General features: G+C 75.3%; 13 protein-coding genes. 8 read left to right on the top strand and 5 right to left on the bottom strand.

All coding sequences use genetic code 11. From position 1 onward, the window contains the following. Positions 1–88: 88 nt before the first annotated feature. Both ACI78Q_RS18910 and ACI78Q_RS18905 read left to right on the top strand, forming a co-directional pair. Positions 89–2,140 (top strand): putative bifunctional diguanylate cyclase/phosphodiesterase, encoded by a 2,052-nt coding sequence (locus ACI78Q_RS18910; protein WP_456924981.1) that lies wholly within the window; start codon positions 89–91, stop codon positions 2,138–2,140. Between the two features lie 32 nt (positions 2,141–2,172). Then, positions 2,173–2,991 carry an HDOD domain-containing protein gene (locus ACI78Q_RS18905; protein ID WP_456924980.1) on the top strand — a complete coding sequence of 273 codons (819 nt, stop codon included), beginning with the start codon at positions 2,173–2,175 and terminating at the stop codon, positions 2,989–2,991. A 54-nt stretch (positions 2,992–3,045) separates the two neighbouring features. On the opposite strand, the gene ACI78Q_RS18900 is transcribed toward ACI78Q_RS18905, so the two are convergent. After that, positions 3,046–4,197 carry an acyl-CoA dehydrogenase family protein gene (locus tag ACI78Q_RS18900; RefSeq protein WP_456924979.1) on the bottom strand — a complete coding sequence of 384 codons (1,152 nt, stop codon included), beginning with the start codon at positions 4,195–4,197 and terminating at the stop codon, positions 3,046–3,048. Positions 4,198–4,204: 7 nt separating this feature from the next. Continuing rightward, positions 4,205–5,380, bottom strand: a complete 1,176-nt coding sequence (locus ACI78Q_RS18895) for an acyl-CoA dehydrogenase family protein (protein WP_456924978.1) — start codon at positions 5,378–5,380, stop codon at positions 4,205–4,207. Positions 5,381–5,508: 128 nt separating this feature from the next. On the opposite strand from ACI78Q_RS18895, the gene ACI78Q_RS18890 reads away from it, so the two are divergent. Continuing rightward, a complete protein-coding gene (locus ACI78Q_RS18890; RefSeq protein WP_456924977.1) occupies positions 5,509–6,339 on the top strand; it encodes a hypothetical protein in 831 nt (276 codons plus the stop codon). An 8-nt stretch (positions 6,340–6,347) separates the two neighbouring features. Here the strand turns inward: ACI78Q_RS18890 and ACI78Q_RS18885 are convergent, their stop codons facing one another. After that, positions 6,348–7,517 (bottom strand): 4-hydroxybenzoate 3-monooxygenase, encoded by a 1,170-nt coding sequence (locus ACI78Q_RS18885; RefSeq protein WP_456924976.1) that lies wholly within the window; start codon positions 7,515–7,517, stop codon positions 6,348–6,350. 50 nt (positions 7,518–7,567) lie between these two features. Continuing rightward, positions 7,568–8,344, bottom strand: a complete 777-nt coding sequence (locus tag ACI78Q_RS18880) for an IclR family transcriptional regulator (RefSeq protein WP_456924975.1) — start codon at positions 8,342–8,344, stop codon at positions 7,568–7,570. Positions 8,345–8,413: 69 nt separating this feature from the next. On the opposite strand from ACI78Q_RS18880, the gene pcaH reads away from it, so the two are divergent. Genes pcaH through pcaC form a run of 4 tightly spaced genes read left to right on the top strand, consistent with a single transcriptional unit; the run spans position 8,414 to position 11,600 of the window. Next, complete coding sequence (pcaH, locus tag ACI78Q_RS18875) at positions 8,414–9,160, top strand: protocatechuate 3,4-dioxygenase subunit beta (protein WP_456924974.1); 747 nt, start codon at positions 8,414–8,416, stop codon at positions 9,158–9,160. Beyond that, positions 9,157–9,816, top strand: a complete 660-nt coding sequence (gene pcaG / locus ACI78Q_RS18870; RefSeq protein WP_456924973.1) for a protocatechuate 3,4-dioxygenase subunit alpha — start codon at positions 9,157–9,159, stop codon at positions 9,814–9,816. The genes pcaH and pcaG overlap by 4 nt, the downstream gene beginning before the upstream one ends. Positions 9,817–9,839: 23 nt before the next feature. Beyond that, positions 9,840–11,168, top strand: coding sequence for a 3-carboxy-cis,cis-muconate cycloisomerase (gene pcaB, locus ACI78Q_RS18865; protein ID WP_456924972.1), 1,329 nt, complete (start codon positions 9,840–9,842; stop codon positions 11,166–11,168). 36 nt (positions 11,169–11,204) lie between these two features. Further along, positions 11,205–11,600, top strand: a complete 396-nt coding sequence (pcaC, locus tag ACI78Q_RS18860; RefSeq protein WP_456924971.1) for a 4-carboxymuconolactone decarboxylase — start codon at positions 11,205–11,207, stop codon at positions 11,598–11,600. A gap of 293 nt (positions 11,601–11,893) precedes the next feature. Here pcaC and ACI78Q_RS18855 read toward each other — a convergent pair whose 3' ends face one another. Further along, positions 11,894–13,690, bottom strand: coding sequence for a ScyD/ScyE family protein (locus ACI78Q_RS18855; RefSeq protein ID WP_456924970.1), 1,797 nt, complete (start codon positions 13,688–13,690; stop codon positions 11,894–11,896). Positions 13,691–13,957: 267 nt separating this feature from the next. Here ACI78Q_RS18855 and ACI78Q_RS18850 point away from each other — a divergent pair, with 267 nt between their 5' ends. Further along, positions 13,958–15,418, top strand: a complete 1,461-nt coding sequence (locus ACI78Q_RS18850) for a benzaldehyde dehydrogenase (protein WP_456924969.1) — start codon at positions 13,958–13,960, stop codon at positions 15,416–15,418. The last annotated feature ends 83 nt before the right edge of the window (positions 15,419–15,501 follow it).

Below are 15,501 nucleotides of genomic sequence, written 5' to 3'. Positions count from 1 at the left end.
CCGTACTGGCAAGTGAGCCGGGAACGCCCGGACCACGTCCGGTGGGAGCCGGCACGGCCACGTTGGGGGGAGCGTGTCAGCGCCGACCGTGCCTGCCGAACCGCTGGTGCCACCGGAGATCGTCTCGTCGATCTTCTACGGCGCCGCCGTCAGCGACACCCTGGTCCTGCTGGTCGCCGAGATGGTCGGGGGCGCCGCGCGGATCACCTGGTGCAACGAGGGCGCCACCCAGCTGCTCGGCTACGGCCTCGAGGACCTGCGCACCCTGCCGGTGTCCGCGCTGGTGCCCACGCTGCGCGGGGCCGAGGTGAAGCTGCTGCTGCGCCGGGAGCGCAGCGCGCGGATGAGCCTGCCGGTGCGGACCGCCAGCGGCGCCATGGTCGAGGCGGTGGTGCTGTGCACCCCGGCGCCGTCGGGCCGGATGTGGACGCTGCGCCTGGTGCCCGCCGCCAACGAGCAGGAGCGTGCCCTGCGCGCGACCGCCGACGCCCACGAGCAGCGCTTCGCGACCCTCACCGAGCGCTCGCCGGTCCCGACCCTGCTCTCGGAGCAGGGCATGCGGCTGGCACACGTCAACGACGCGTTCTGCAGCCTCGTCGGCCTGCAGGCCGAGCAGCTCCTCGGCACCGGCTGGATGGCCACCGTCCACCCCGAGGACCTCGACGGCGTGATCGAGCAGGTCGTCGCCGTCCTCGGCGGTGGGGACGGCGAGGCGCAGGCCCGGCTGCTCCGCGAGGACGGCACCGAGCGGACGACGGTCATCCGCTTCGCCCACCTGTTCACCCCGGGCGTGGGCGCGGGCTTCGTCGGCACGATCGAGGACATCACCGACCGGCTGGCCTTCGAGGCCCGGCTGGCGCACCAGGCCAACCACGACCCGCTGACCGGCCTGCCCAACCGGACCCTGCTGGCCGAGCACGTGGCCGAGCGGTTCACCCCCGGCGGCGGCGGGCTGGCCTGCCTGTTCCTCGACCTCGACAACTTCAAGGTCGTCAACGACTCCCTCGGCCACGCGGCCGGCGACGAGCTGCTGGTCGAGATCGCCGGCCGGCTGCGGTCGACCGTGCGCCCGGGTGACCTGGTGGCCCGCTTCGGGGGCGACGAGTTCGTCGTCGTCTGCGAGGGCGTGGACGAAGCCGACGCGGTCACCCTCGCCGAGCGGATCGGGGCGGCGCTGGCCGAGCCGGTCCGGCTGGGCGGGGTCGACGTGCGCCCGCACGCCAGCGTCGGCGTCACCGTGCAGACCGACGAGCACACCGCGGCCGAGGAGCTCATCCGCGACTGCGACATCGCGATGTACCAGGCCAAGGCCGGCGGCAAGGGTCGCATCACCGTGCTCGACCAGGCCGCCCGCGCCGAGGCCCGGGACAAGCTGCGGCTGGTCGCCGAGCTGCGCACGGCCATCGAGCGCCGCGACGTCACGCTGCTGTACCAGCCGATCTTCAGCACCGCCGACGGCACCTCGACCGCGGTGGAGTCGCTGGCCCGCTGGGAGCACCCCGAGCGGGGCGCGATCAGCCCGGCGACCTTCGTCGCCCTGGCCGAGGAGAGCGGCCTGATCGGTCCGCTGGGCCTGCTGGTGCTCGACGAGACGTGCCGCCAGCTGGCCGAGTGGGACCGCCTCCTGGGGGACGCCGCACCGCAGCGGGCCAACGTCAACGTCTCCGCCCTCCAGCTCGACGGCAACCTGCACCCGCAGGTGGTGGCCGCCCTGCAGCGGCACCGGCTGCACCCGTCGCGGCTGTCGATCGAGATCACCGAGTCGGCGCTGATGAAGGACCCGTCCTCGGCGCGGGAGGTCCTCACCCAACTGCGCGACCTCGGCGTCCAGCTGGCCATCGACGACTTCGGCACCGGCTACTCGTCGCTGGCCTACCTGCGGCACCTGCCCGTCGACTGCCTCAAGGTCGACCGCTCCTTCGTCGCCGAGCTCGGCGACGGGCACACCGAGATCGCCTCGGCGGTCATCGCCCTGGCCAAGAACCTCGGCCTGACCACCGTCGCCGAGGGCGTGGAGACCGCCGAGCAGGCCGAGCAGCTGGCCCGCCTCGGGGCCGGCTTCCTGCAGGGCTTCAGCCTGGCCCAGCCGATGACCGGCCACCGCACCGCGGCGTGGTTCGCCGCGCACTCCGCCCGATGACCCCCACCCCACTCGCCCGACCGGGAGCCGACGTGCCCACCAACCTGGCCCCCGCGCCCACCTTCGACCTCGAGGGCGTGCTCGCCAGCATCGACACCATGGCCACCCAGAAGCCGGTGGCCGCGCAGATCGTGTCGGTGGCCAACTCCGACGACACCTCCGCCAAGGCGCTGGCGCAGATCCTCGCCGGGGACGTCGCGCTGGCCAGCCGCGTGATGAAGCTGGCCAACTCCGCCTACTTCGGCATGCGCGGGCGGGTGACCTCCCTGCAGTTCGCGGTGACCGTCGTCGGCTTCACCACCGTGCGCACGATGGCGACCGTCGCCCTCACCGACCTCGACGACGAGGCGCGCCTGCCCGCCGACTTCTGGCGGACCAGCACCAGCGTCGCGCTCGCCGCCTCGACCCTGGCGCCCCGGTTCGGGGACCGCCCGCAGGACGCGCTGTGCCTCGGGCTGCTCGCCCCGCTGGGCATCGCCCTGCTGCACCACAACGACCAGGAGGGCTACGCCGCGCTGGCCGCGTCGGAGCCGACCAACGTCGGCCGCCGCGCCGCGGAGGTGCACCGCTACGGCATCCACGCCTACCGGCTCAGCGCGGTCGCCCTGGAGCAGTGGGGCTTCGCGCACAGCATGGTGGCCCCGCTGGCCGCCGTCGACGACCTGTCCGACCCCGACGCGAGCCTGCTGCGCTGCGCGCTGGAGGTGGCCTCCCGGCTCACCGTCGAGGACTACGAGCCGGTGCCGGTGGAGCGGCTCACCGACGGCGCCCTGCGGGAGGACGCCGTCCCGCCGGTCATGGACAAGGTGCGCGCGGAGGCCGAGGAGCTGCGCCTGGCGATGCTCGGCTGAACCGACGGCAGCGGCCGGCGTCCCACGGGGGGACACCGGCCGCTGCCGTGTCGATCAGCTGGTGTAGGGCGCGCCCAGCGGGTCGACGGTCTCGTACGCGGTGACCCCCGACGCCAGGCGGCCCAGGGCCCAGTCGCCGTCGCCGAGCAGGTGGTCGATGGCGGTGAGCCGGCTGGTGTGGTGGCCGACCTTGTACTCGGCGGTCACGCCGATGCCGCCGTGCAGCTGGATGGCCTCCTTGCCGATGTGCCGGCCGGCGCGGCTGGTCTGCAGCCGGGCGCGGTCGGCCGCGGAGACGACGTCACCGCCGGCGTCGGCGACCATCGACGCCCACAGCACGGTGCTGCGGGCCAGCTCGAGGGCGATGTACATGTCGGCGGCCCGGAAGGTCAGCGCCTGGAACTTGCTCAGCGTCACGCCGAACTGCTTGCGGGTCTTCAGGTACTCGGCAGTGGTCCGCAGCGCGGTCTCCATCGCCCCGATCGCCTCGTGGCCGTAGGCGATGCGGGCGTGCGCGAGCACCTTCTCGACGTCGGCGGTGCGATCGGCCGTTCCGGTGCCGAGCAGCTCGGCCGGCGTGCCGTCGAGGCGGACGTGGGCCGCCCGGCCGCCGTCGTGGGTGCGGTAGCCGGTGCGGGTCAGGCCCTCGGCGTCCCCGCGGACGAGGAACAGCGCGGTGCCGCCCTCGACCACCGCGGAGACGACCAGCACGTCGGCCCGCGCGCCGTTCGGTACCGGCTCCTTGACGCCGGTCAGCCGCCACGCGCCGCCGTCGTCGGTCGCGGTGACCGCGGCGGCCGCGGGGCTCCAGCGGGTGCCGGGCTCGGCGAGCGCCGCCGCGAGCACGCTCGTGCCCTCGGCCAGCGGGCCGAGCACCGCGGCGCGCTGGTCGTCGGTGCCGACGGCGGCCACCAGGCCACCGGCCAGGACGACGGCCTCGACGAACGGCTCCGGCGCGAGTACGCGGCCGACCTCCTCGGCGACGATGCCGACCTCGATCGGGCCGGCGCCCATGCCGCCGTCCTCCTCGGCGAAGGGCAGGCCGAGCAGGCCCATCTCCGCCATGCGCGACCACGTCTTCTCGTCGAAGCCCGGGTCCTGCGCGGTCACCTTCCGGCGCTGCTCGCTGTCGCCGTAGGCCCGCTCCAGCAGGCCGCGCACGGCCTCCCGGAGGTCGTTCTGCTCGCTGTCGTAGTCGAAGTCCACGGCTACCTCACAACCCCAGGATCGTGCCGGCGATGATGGTGCGCTGCACCTCGTTGGAGCCTCCGTAGATGGAGACCTTGCGGTAGTTCAGGTACTCCGGGGTCGCCACCCGGGCCCAGTCGGGGACGTCGGAGCCCCCGTCGGCGAACGAGGCCACCGACAGCGGGCCGGCGATGTCGACGATGAGCTCGGTGGCGGCCTGCTGCAGCTCCGAGCCGCGCAGCTTGAGCACCGAGGACGCCGGGTGCGGCCGGCCGTCGGCGGAGTTGGCGACCACGCGCAGCGCGGTCAGCTCCAGGGCGAGCAGCTCGTTCTCCACCTCGGCGATGCGGCCCGCGGTGCGCGGGTCCTCGGCCAGCGGGCGGCCGTCGACGGTGATGGCCCGCGCGTACTCCTTGGCCTGGGCCAGCAGTCGCTTGGTGGCCCCGACCCGGGCGATGCCCACGCGCTCGTTGCCGAGGAGGAACTTCGCGTAGTCCCAGCCGCGGTTCTCCTCGCCGATGAGGTTCTCCGCGGGCACGCGGACGTCCTCGAAGAAGACCTCGTTGACCTCGAAGCTGCCGTCGAGCAGCTCGATCGGCCGCAGCGTGACCCCCGGGGAGTCCATGCGGAACACCAGCATCGAGATGCCGCGCTGCCGCTTCTCCGCGGTCGGGTCGGTGCGGACCAGGCAGAAGATCCAGTCGGCGTGCTGCCCGAGCGTCGTCCACGTCTTCTGGCCGTTGACCACCCAGTCGTCGCCGTCGCGCACCGCGGTGGTGCGCAGGCTGGCCAGGTCGGAGCCGGCGTCGGGCTCGGAGAAGCCCTGGCACCACCAGATGTCGAGGTTCGCCGTGGCCGGCAGGAACCGCTCCTTCTGCTCCTGGTTGCCGAAGGCCGCGATGACCGGGCCGATCATGCTGGCGTTGAACGCGAGCGGCTCCGGCACGTTGGCCAGCTGCATCTCCTCACGCCAGATGTGGCGCTGCAGCGGTGTCCAGTCCCGGCCGCCCCACTCCACCGGCCAGTGCGGCACGGCGAGCCCGGCGGCGTTGAGGACGCGCTGGGTCGTGACGTAGTGCTCCTTGGACACGTGCCGCCGGGCCGCGACGGTGTCGCGGATCTCCTGCGGGACCTGGGTGGTGAAGAACGTCCGCATCTCCTCCCGGAAGGTCTCCAGCTCCGGGGACAGCTGCAACCGCATCGGACCTCTCTCCTGACGGCTGCGTCGCCGTCTCGCAGGTTGGGACCCCGACGATCCCACAAGAGCTACCCGCCGGTAGATCCGGCCTCCGCGCGTGTCCGCGCGCCGGTCGGGGGACGCTGGGGAGCGTGTTCGACGTCGACTGGATGGGGCAGCTGACCCGTGAGGTGCTGCGGGAACGGGTGCCCGCGCTGATCGCCGAGGCGTGCGCCTGGAGCGTCGGGATCTCCGACCGCCGGCACGTCGAGCGGCGACGGGGGCGGCTGGTGGAGACCGGGGGCACCAACGCCGACCGGCTGGCCCGCGGGCAGTCCCTCAGCGGCGAGGAGGACGGCCGCCTCGACCTGGGCGACGCCCGGCCGGGCAGCTTCCGCGACGCGCTCAACGCCGTGGACGGCGACGGGGTCGTCTACGCCGACCGCTTCGACCGCGAGGTGATCGAGCCGTTCGTGCTGGCCACCTGCGTGCTCGCCGCCGAGCGGGCGCGCAGCACCCGCCGCGCCGACTGGGCCGACCTGCTCGACGACCTCGGGGAGGACGGCCGCGATCTGGTCGGCGTCGTCCGGGCGGGGGAGTGGGAGGCGCCGCTGCGCACCGAGGCCGAGCACCTCGTGCTCGCCGCGCTGGCCGACGTCCCCCTGCTGGACGTCGAGGCCGAGGGGCTGCCGCTGTCGCTGGTCCGGGCCGCCGAGGCGCTGACCCGGGACGCCGCCGGTCCTCCGCCGCCGGCCCCGGCGGGGGAGGACCCGGCCGCCTCCGGTGCGGTGTTCCTCGCCCGCGCCGCGCTGGCCGCCGAGCAGCTGCCCGAACCGGTGGCCCCGCGGTACGCCGAGCGGCTGCTCACCGCGCTGCTGGCCGAGGGCCTGGAGCCCGACGAGCTGCGCGACGTCCTGCCGCACCTGCCGCTGGCGCCGGGGACCGCCGAGGCCGTCCTCACCCTGCTCGACGGGGGCCGCTGACCCGCGGGTCAGACCTCCAGCGGCAGGCCGGTGTAGTTCTCCGCGAGCTCGCGGGCGGCCGGCTCGGAGGCGGCGATCCGGCGCAGCTGCGACAGCTGCAGCTCGGCGTCGAAGTCGTCGCCGGAGCGGTGCAGCATCGAGGTCATGAACCACGAGAAGTGCGTGCACCGCCAGACGCGGGCCAGCGCGCGGTCGGAGTAGGTGTCGACCAGGTCGGTCTGCTTCTCCTGCAGCAGCCGCACCAGCGCCTGGGCCAGCAGCGTGACGTCGGCGACGGCGAGGTTGAGGCCCTTGGCGCCGGTCGGCGGGACGATGTGCGCCGCGTCCCCGGCGAGGAAGAGCCGGCCGCGGCGCATCGGGGCGCTGACGAACGAGCGCATCGGCAGGACCGACTTCTCGGTGATCGTGCCGGTGTTGATCTGCCAGCCCTCGAGCGCGAACCGCGTGGCGAGGTTCTCCCAGATCCGGTCGTCGGACCAGTCCTCGATCTTCTCGCCGGGGTCGACCTGCAGGTACAGGCGGGACACCGACGGGGAGCGCATGGAGTACAGCGCGAAGCCGTCGGGGTGCCAGGAGTAGATGAGCTCGTCGGTCGCGGGCGCGGCGTCGGCCAGGATGCCCAGCCACGCGTAGGGGTAGGTGCGCTCCCACACCGTCCCGCCGGCGGCCTGCACCACCTGGCGCGAGGGGCCGTGGAAGCCGTCGGTGCCGGCGATGACGTCGCACTCGAGCACCTGCTCGGTGCCGTCGGCGTCGGTGAACCGGATGCGGGGGCTGTCGCCGTCGACGTCCTCGGGGCGGACGTCGGAGACCTCGAACAGCAGTGGCGGGCCGCCGTCGAGCTGGGCCTTGATGAGGTCCTTGGTGACCTCGGTCTGGCCGTAGACCCACACGGTGCGCCCGCACAGCTCGGGGAAGTCCAGCGTGAAGCGGTTGCCCGGGTACTGGAGGTGGATGCCGCGGTGCTCGAGGCCCTCGCGCTGCAGCCGGTCGCCGACGCCGGCGGCGGTCAGCGTGTCGACGGTGTGCTGCTCGAGGATGCCGGCGCGGATGCGGGCCTCCACGTAGTCGCGCGACCGGTTCTCCAGGACGACGGAGTCGATCCCCTGGAGGTGCAGCAGCCGCGACAGCAGCAGGCCGGCCGGGCCGGCTCCGATGATCCCCACCTGAGTACGCACGGGCCGAGTGTGACCGCCGGTACGTTCCCGTGGGAACCGCGCGCTCCCGCTCAGTGGAAGTGGCGCACCTGCGACAGCTGCCGGCCGATGCCCCGGGCCGCCACCTCGAGCACCGGCACCAGGCGGGTGAGGTCGCGCCGGTGGCTGGGTGCGACGACCCCCAGCGCCGCCACCACGACCGGGTCGCCGGACCGCTCGGCGCGCACCGGGACGGCCACCGACAGCGTGCCCAGCGACATCTCCTCCGCCGTCCGCGCGTACCCCCGGCGGCGCACCTCGCCCAGTTCCCGCCGCAGCCGCGCGGGGTCGACGACGGTGTGCCGGGTGGCGCGCGCGGGCCTCCGCAGCACGGCCTCGACCACGTCGTCCGGCGCGGAGGCCAGCAGCACCTTGCCGACGCCGGTCGCGTGCAGCGGCAGCCGGCTGCCGACCTGGCTCACCACCGGCACCGACTCGCGGCCGGAGATCCGCTCCACGTACAGCGCGGAGCGGCCCTCGCGGACGGCGAGGTGCACGGTGTCGCGGGTGGCGGTGTGCACGTCGAGCAGGAAGGGCGCGGCCACCTGCCGCAGCTCCAGCTGCACCGGGGCGAGCAGGCCGAGGTCCCACAGCTTGCGGCCGATCTCGTAGCGGCCGTCGTCGCGCCGGGCCAGCGCCCCCCACTCGGTGAGCTCCCCGATCAGGCGGTGCGTGGTCGACAGCGGGGTGCCCGACCGCTCGGCGATCTCCGACAGCGACAGCCGGGGCGCGCTGCTGTCGAAGGCGTCCAGCACCGCCAGCGCCCGGGAGGTGACCGACCGCCCGGGCGTCGTGCTCCCACCGGCCACGGGCACCTCTTTCCACTGGACGGGAGTCTTGGCTTGGGCAGCGTAGACCCGCGGCCGTACGGTCCCAGCATGACCGGGACCACATCGGGCAGCCGGCTGGTGCTGCCGCGCTACCTCCGCGAGGACGCCTCGCTGCGCACCCCCGTCGGCTTCCCCGACTATCGGAGCACCGGGCTGCGGGCACCGCTGCGCGAGCCCGTCGACCTCCCGCAGCGGCTGACCGAGATCACCGGCCCGGTGCTCGGCGAGGACCGCGTCCTCGCGCAGGACGCCGACCTCACGTGGCGCAACGGTGGCGAGGCGGTGGGTCAGCGCATCCTCGTCTACGGGCGGGTGCTCGACAGCGACGGCCGGCCGGTGCCGGACGCCCTGGTCGAGGTCTGGCAGGCCAACGCCGCCGGCCGCTACCGGCACGTCGTCGACAACTGGCCCGCGCCGCTGGACCCGCACTTCGACGGCCTCGGCCGGGTGGTCACCGACAGCCTGGGCCGGTACGAGTTCCTGACGATCAAGCCCGGCGCCTACCCGTGGGGCAACCACCACAACGCCTGGCGCCCGGCGCACATCCACTTCAGCCTGTTCGGCCGCGCCTTCACCCAGCGGCTGGTCACCCAGATGTACTTCCCGGACGACCCGCTGTTCGGCCAGGACCCGATCTACAACGCCATCCCGCCGGCGGCGCGGCACCGGGCGATCAGCCAGTACAGCCTCGAGCGCACCCAGGACAACTGGGCGCTGGCGTTCGAGTGGAACATCGTGCTCCGCGGCACGGACCAGACCCCGTTCGAGACCGACGACGACGGAGATGTCGCGTGAGCACCTTCAACCCGCTGGACGTCCCCGCCGACCCGGCCACGCCCTTCCAGCCCCGGTCGGGGCAGCGCGGCACCGGCTTCCTCACCGGGCCGTTCCGGCTCGGCCCCACCCCGAGCGCGACCGTCGGCCCGTACCTGGCCATCGGGCTGACCTGGCCGGACGGCGCGTGGGCCGCCGCCGAGGGCACCGAGGGCGGGATCTGGATCCGCGGGCGGGTCTTCGACGGCGCCGGTGACCTCGTCCCCGACGCGATGATCGAGACCTGGCAGGCCGACCCCGACGGCCGTTTCCCGTCGCCGGAGGACCCGCGCGGCGCCGCCACCCGCCCCGGTTTCCGTGGCTACGCCCGCGTGCAGACGATCGACCCGCCCGGGGAGTTCGCCCTGTACACGCTCAAGCCGGGCCGGGTGCCCGACGGCGAGGGTGGCCTCCAGGCGCCGCACGTCGACGTCAGCGTCTTCGCCCGCGGCCTGCTCGACCGCGTGGTCACCCGCATCTACTTCGCCGACGAGGCCGAGGCCAACGCCGAGGACGTCGTCCTGCGGAGCGTCCCGGAGGACCGGCGGGACACGCTGATCGCCACGCCCACCGGGGATGGCTACCGCTTCGACGTCCACCTGCAGGGCGACGCGGAGACGGTCTTCTTCGCGGTGTGACCGGTCACGGTAGGAAGGGGCCCGTGACAGGTCTGTTCGCCGGCACGTTCGCCCGCGGCGCGGCGGCGGCCGCGGTCTCCGACGACGCCTGGTTCCGGGCGCTGCTCGACGTCGAGGCCGCGCTCGCCCGCGCCGCGGCGCGTACCGGCCTCGTGCCGATGACGGCGGCCGACGCCGTCACCGCCGCCTGCGCCGACCCCTCGCGGCTGGACCTGGCCACCGTCGTGGCCAGGGCGGCCGACGCCGGCAACCCGGTGCCGCCGCTGGTGCGGGCGGTGCAGGACGCGGTGGGGGAGCGTGACGCGGTCGCCGTCCACGTGGGCGGCACCAGCCAGGACGTGCTCGACACCGCGCTGGTGCTGCTGGCCCGCAACGCCGTCGCGGCGATCGACGCCGACCTGGCGGCCGCCGCGGAGACCGCCGCGGCGCTGGCGCGCACCCACCGGGACGACGTCGTCATGGGCCGCACGCTCATGCAGCAGGCACTGCCCACCACCTTCGGGCTCAAGGCCGCCGGCTGGCTGGCCGGCCTCGACGGCGCCCGGCTGCGGCTGGCCGAGGTGGTCGCCTCGCTGCCGGTGCAGTACGGCGGGGCGGTCGGCACGCTGGTGGCCAGCGACGGCTCCGGCGTGGACCTGCGGGCGGCCCTGGCCGAGGAGCTGGGGCTGGCCACCACCGCCGTCCCGTGGCACACCGTCCGGCTGCCGGTCGCCGACCTCGCCGGAGCACTGGGCGCCGCCGCCGGGGCGGTCGCCACCGTGGCGGTCGACGTCGTGCTGCTCGCCCAGTCCGAGGTGGCCGAGGCCGCCGAGGTGGGGGAGGGCCGGGGCGGCTCGTCGGCGATGCCGCACAAGCGCAACCCGGTCGCGGCGATCTCCGCCCGCGCCTGCGCCCGCCGGGCCCCCGGTCTGGTCGCCACCCTGCTGGCCGCCATGGAGCAGGAGCACGAGCGCGCCGCCGGCGCCTGGCACAGCGAGTGGCCGGCGCTGACCGACCTGCTGACCACCGTCGGGTCGGCCGCGGCCTGGCTGGCCGAGAGCCTGCGCGGGCTGCGACCCGACGTCGCCCGGATGGCCGCCACCGCCGCCGCGGCCGCCGAGGGCCCGCTGGCCGGCGCCCTCGCCGACGCGCTCACGCCGTCCCTGGGCAAGGGGCCGGCGCACGACGCGGCGGCCGCCGCGGTCCGGGAGGCGCGGGACACCGGCCGGCCGCTGGCCGAGGTCGTGGCGGCGCGCACCGACGTCGACGCCGGCGCGGTCCTCGCCGCCGCGTCGCCCGACGTGGGCGAGGCCGGGGCCCAGGTGGACGCCGCCCTCGCCGAGCACGCCACGCTCATCGACGGCACGCCGTGACCGGCGCGCCGCCCACCACCCCGACCGAGGAGCCCCATGAGCGAGCTGCCCAGCACCGACGACGCCCGGCGCGAGGCCGGCATGGCCACCCGCCGGCAGGTGCTCGGCGACGAGTGGGTCGACCGCGCCGTGGCCGGCACGACGCCGTTCACCGCCGACTTCCAGGACTTCATCACCCGGGTGGCGTGGGGTGACATCTGGCAGCGGCCGGGGCTCGCCCGCCGCGACCGCAGCCTGATGACGCTCTCGATCACCATCGCGCTGCGGCACTGGGACGAGTTCGCGCTGCACGTGCGCGCGGCGGTGAACAACGGCCTCACCGACGCCGAGATCGGCGAGTGCATCCAGCACGCCGCGGTCTACGCGGGCGTGCCGGCGGCCAACCACGCGTTCAAGGTGGCCGGCCCGATCCTCGCGGAGCTGCGCGGCTGACCGCCGTCCGCCGGGGTGACCGGGCGGTGCCGCGGGCGGGGGCGTCCCGCGGCACCGCGCGGCCGGCCCGGGTGCCGGCGACCGCGCGACGGTGTCGACGCCCCTGACGGTAGGTCCGCACGGGGCCGGGTGGACCCGCCGGCACCTCTGTCCACAGGGCGGCGGCGTGGTGGACACCGGCTGTCGAGGCGGCGCCACGGCCGGTCGCGCGGTGCGGCGACCGACCCGGGCAGGGTCGTGCGGCGCCGCGGCAGGGGGTTCCCGCGGCACCGCACGACCGGTCGGGGGCGCGGTCAGGGCCGGTTGGCCCGCCGGGTGGGCGTGGCGCTGTCGTCGTCGCCCGGGACGACGGTGTCGTCGCCGGTCGTGACGCCCGGGGTGACGGCGTCGCCGGAGCCCTGGTCGGCGGTGCCGTCGTCATCGCCAGGGACCACGGTGTCGTCGCCGGCCGTGACGCCCGGGGTGCCGGTGTCGTCGCCGGCCGTGACGCCCGGGGTGCCGGTGGCCGTGTCCCCGGAGCCCTGGTCGGCGGTGCCGTCGTCGTCACCCGGGACCACGGTGTCGTCCCCGGTCGTGCCGCCGCCGGTCGTGCCGTCGTCCGGGGTGGCCGGATCGGCCGGCGTCGTGGTGGGCGGCGCCGTCACCACCGGGAGCGGGAGCTCCGCGGCGTCCTCGGGGAAGCTGAAGCGCCACACCTGGCCGCTCTCGGCGTCCCCTTCGGCCGCGTCCGGAGCGTCCCCGGGGGAGAGGCTGTAGGCCGCGACGTAGACGGTGTCGCCCCGGCCCAGGACCACGCCCGCCGGGAACGGGATGTCGACCTGGGCGTACGTGGCGTCGTCGGAGTCGTCGGTCTCGAAGCGCACCACCGTGCCGGTGCCGCCGCCCGCGGGGCCTTCGCTGCCGAAGACCTGCGAGACGTAGACGTGGTCGCCGTCGGGCTCGACGGCCAGGCCGTTGATGCCGGTGAACCCGCCCCAGCGGCCGGTCTCCTCGCCGTCGGCGTCGTAGCGCACCACCTCCGCGGCGCCCGGCACCAGCCCGCCGACGCCACCGACGTAGACGTTGCCGTCCTCGTCCTGGGCCAGCGCGCTCGGGACGAACTGCGGCTCCGCGTCGTCCGCGTCGCCCGCGGGGAAGGCGGCGAAGACGCTGACTTCGTAGTCGGGCAGCTCGTCCTCGTCCAGGTCGTCGAAGTCGGCGGTCACCTTCCACACGGCGTTGGCGCCGGCGTCGGCGACGAGGGCGTACTCGTCCCCGTCGCGGTCGTCGTCCCCGTCGCGGTCGTCGTCCGGGTCGACGACGAGGACCGCGTTCGGGTTGCTGTCGGCGATGCCGTTGCCGTCGGGGTCCTCGTCGGCCTCGTACTCGCCGAGGTCGACCCACGGGACGGCCGTGCCGTCGACGCTGACCAGCAACTGCTCCTGCGTCTCGGCGCCCTCGGTGGCCGGGTCGGCGAGCGCGTCGGGGGTGAGCTCACCCTGGGCGATCAGCAGCACGCCGGGGGTGCCGGTGGCGGCCACCCCGTCGGGGCCGACCGCGCCCTCCGCGCTCTCGACCGAGTGCAGGCCGTCGACGACCGGCTCCGCCTGGCCGCGTTCGGTCCGGCCGGGCCGCTCGATGGCGGAGATGCGGCCGGTGGGGCCCTCGCAGTCGGCCGCTGCCACGGCGGCCGCCTGGTCCGCGGTGCCGGCGACGTCGCCGCTGCCCTGGTCGGCGGTGCCGTCGTCGTCGGTGGTGTCGGGGGCCGTGCCGGCGTCGCCACTGCCCTGGTCGGCGGTCCCGTCGTCGGTGACGGGGGCTCCGGGCGTGTCGATGACGGGGGTCTCGTCCACGGGCGGGTCGGCGACGGGCGCGTCGGCCGGCGGCGCGTCGGCGACGGGGGCCGGTGCCGGGGCACAGTCCGCGCCACCCTGGCCGGCCTCGGCGACCAGGAGGCCGCGACCGGCCCAGGCGAGCTGGCGGGGGTTGTCGAGGCCGGCGGCGACGACGACGTGGTCCGGCGGGTCACTGCCCTCGGGGAGGGCGTTCGCTGCGGTGGCACTGCCCAGGAGGAGGGCGAACGAGCCGGCGGCGACGATGGTTCTGCGCATGGGGGCTCCGCTGCGGGGTCGGCGGTGGGAAGGCCCGGCTCGGGCCGGGGACGGAACGGCCGGGTCGGCCGATGCGGCGACGCTAGGTGCGCCCGGTGGGCGTCCGGAGCCCCCATCGAGGGGGACGGACCGGTCCCCCTCTGGGGAGGGCGGCGCGTGGCCGCCACCGGCTGTCAGGAGCGGCACACGGAGAGGCCGCCGGAGCGCTGGTTACCCGCAGGTAACCTGGCCGCAGGCCGCACGGGCGGCCGGAACGGGAGACGAGAGATGGCACTGCTGGACGACGGCGCGTGGCGGGGGAAGGTCTGGACGGGGGCCTGGACCGACGGGTCCGGCGGCACGTACGACGCGGTGGAGCCGGCGACCGGCGACGTGATCGCCCCGGTCGGGAAGGCCACGCCGGATGACGTGCACACCGCGGCCGAGCGCGCGGTCGCTGCGCAGCGGGCGTGGGCGGCGCTGTCCTACGAGGAGCGGGCGCGGGTGCTGCGCCGGGCCGGCGAGGTGTTCGAGGCCTCCGCCGAGGAGATCAAGGGCTGGCTGGCGCGGGAGTCCGGGGCGATCCAGCCGTTCGGGGACTTCCAGGTGCACACCACGGCTGCCGAGTGCTTCGAGGCCGCGGCCCTGCCCAGCCACCCGTACGGCGAGCTGCTGCGCACCGGCGCCCCGCGGCTGAGCTTCGCCCGGCGGGTGCCGGCCGGCGTCGTCGGGGTGATCGCGCCGTTCAACGTGCCGACCATCCTCGCCGTCCGGGCCATCGCGCCGGCGCTGGCGCTGGGCAACGCGGTGATCCTCAAGCCCGACCCGCGGACGGCGATCTCCGGCGGCGCGGTGTTCGCGCGGGTGTTCGAGGAGGCGGGCCTGCCCGCCGGCGTGCTCCAGGTGCTGCCCGGCGGCGCCGACGTCGGCGAGGCACTGGTCGTCGAGCCCGCGGTGCGGGTCATCGCCTTCACCGGCTCCACGAAGGCCGGCCGGGCCGTGGGCGCGCTGGCCGGTCAGCACCTCAAGCGGGCGCACCTGGAGCTCGGCGGGAACTCGGCGCTGATCGTCCTGCCCGACGTGGACGTGACCGCCGCGGCCTCCGTCGGCGCCTGGGGCACCTTCGCCCACTCCGGGCAGATCTGCATGGCCACCAGCCGCCACCTGGTGCACGAGTCGATCGCCGAGGAGTACACGGCGATCCTCACCGAGAAGGTGGAAAAGCTCCCCGTCGGCGACCCGTTCCGGGAGCAGGTCGCGCTCGGCCCGGTCATCGACGCCGGCCAGCGCGACCGGGTGCACGGGCTGGTGACCTCCAGCATCGACGCCGGCGCGACGGTGCGCACCGGCGGCACCTACGAGGGGCTGTTCTACCGGCCCACCGTGCTCGGCGACGTCCCGGTCGACGCCCCGGCGTACCGGGAGGAGATCTTCGGGCCGGTCGCGCCGGTGACCGCGTTCTCCAGCCTCGACGAGGTCGCCGCGCTCGCCGCCGGCACCGAGTACGGCCTGAGCCTGGGCATCCTCACCCGCGACGTCTACGCCGGGCTGCAGCTGGCCGAGCGGATCCCGTCGGGGCTGGTGCACATCAACGACCAGACGGTCAACGACGAGGCGGTGGCCCCCTTCGGCGGCGTCGGCGCCTCGGGCACCGGCTCCCGGCACGGCGGGCCGCAGGCCAACATCGAGGCCTTCACCGAGACCCAGTGGGTCACCCTGCGCGGTGACCTCCCCGCCTACCCGTTCTGAGGAAGGACCCCGTCCCCCTCACCGCTCGCAAGCTCGCGGCGAGCCTCCGGACGGGGCCAGGTGCCCGGCCGCGATGTGCGGCC

The organism is Geodermatophilus sp. SYSU D00705 (genome assembly GCF_054050135.1).
Note: the sequence above shows the minus strand (reverse complement) of the source record. Positions and strands in the feature narration are given on the sequence as shown.

What these genes read in the sequence shown, in the direction of transcription:
- pcaC (WP_456924971.1), top strand. Translation starts at nt 11,205, where the DNA reads ATGAGCGAGCTGCCCAGCACCGACGACGCCCGGCGCGAGGCCGGCATG.
- pcaH (WP_456924974.1), top strand. Translation starts at nt 8,414, where the DNA reads ATGACCGGGACCACATCGGGCAGCCGGCTGGTGCTGCCGCGCTACCTC.
- ACI78Q_RS18855 (WP_456924970.1), bottom strand. Translation starts at nt 13,690, where the DNA reads ATGCGCAGAACCATCGTCGCCGCCGGCTCGTTCGCCCTCCTCCTGGGC.
- ACI78Q_RS18895 (WP_456924978.1), bottom strand. Translation starts at nt 5,380, where the DNA reads ATGCGGTTGCAGCTGTCCCCGGAGCTGGAGACCTTCCGGGAGGAGATG.
- ACI78Q_RS18850 (WP_456924969.1), top strand. Translation starts at nt 13,958, where the DNA reads ATGGCACTGCTGGACGACGGCGCGTGGCGGGGGAAGGTCTGGACGGGG.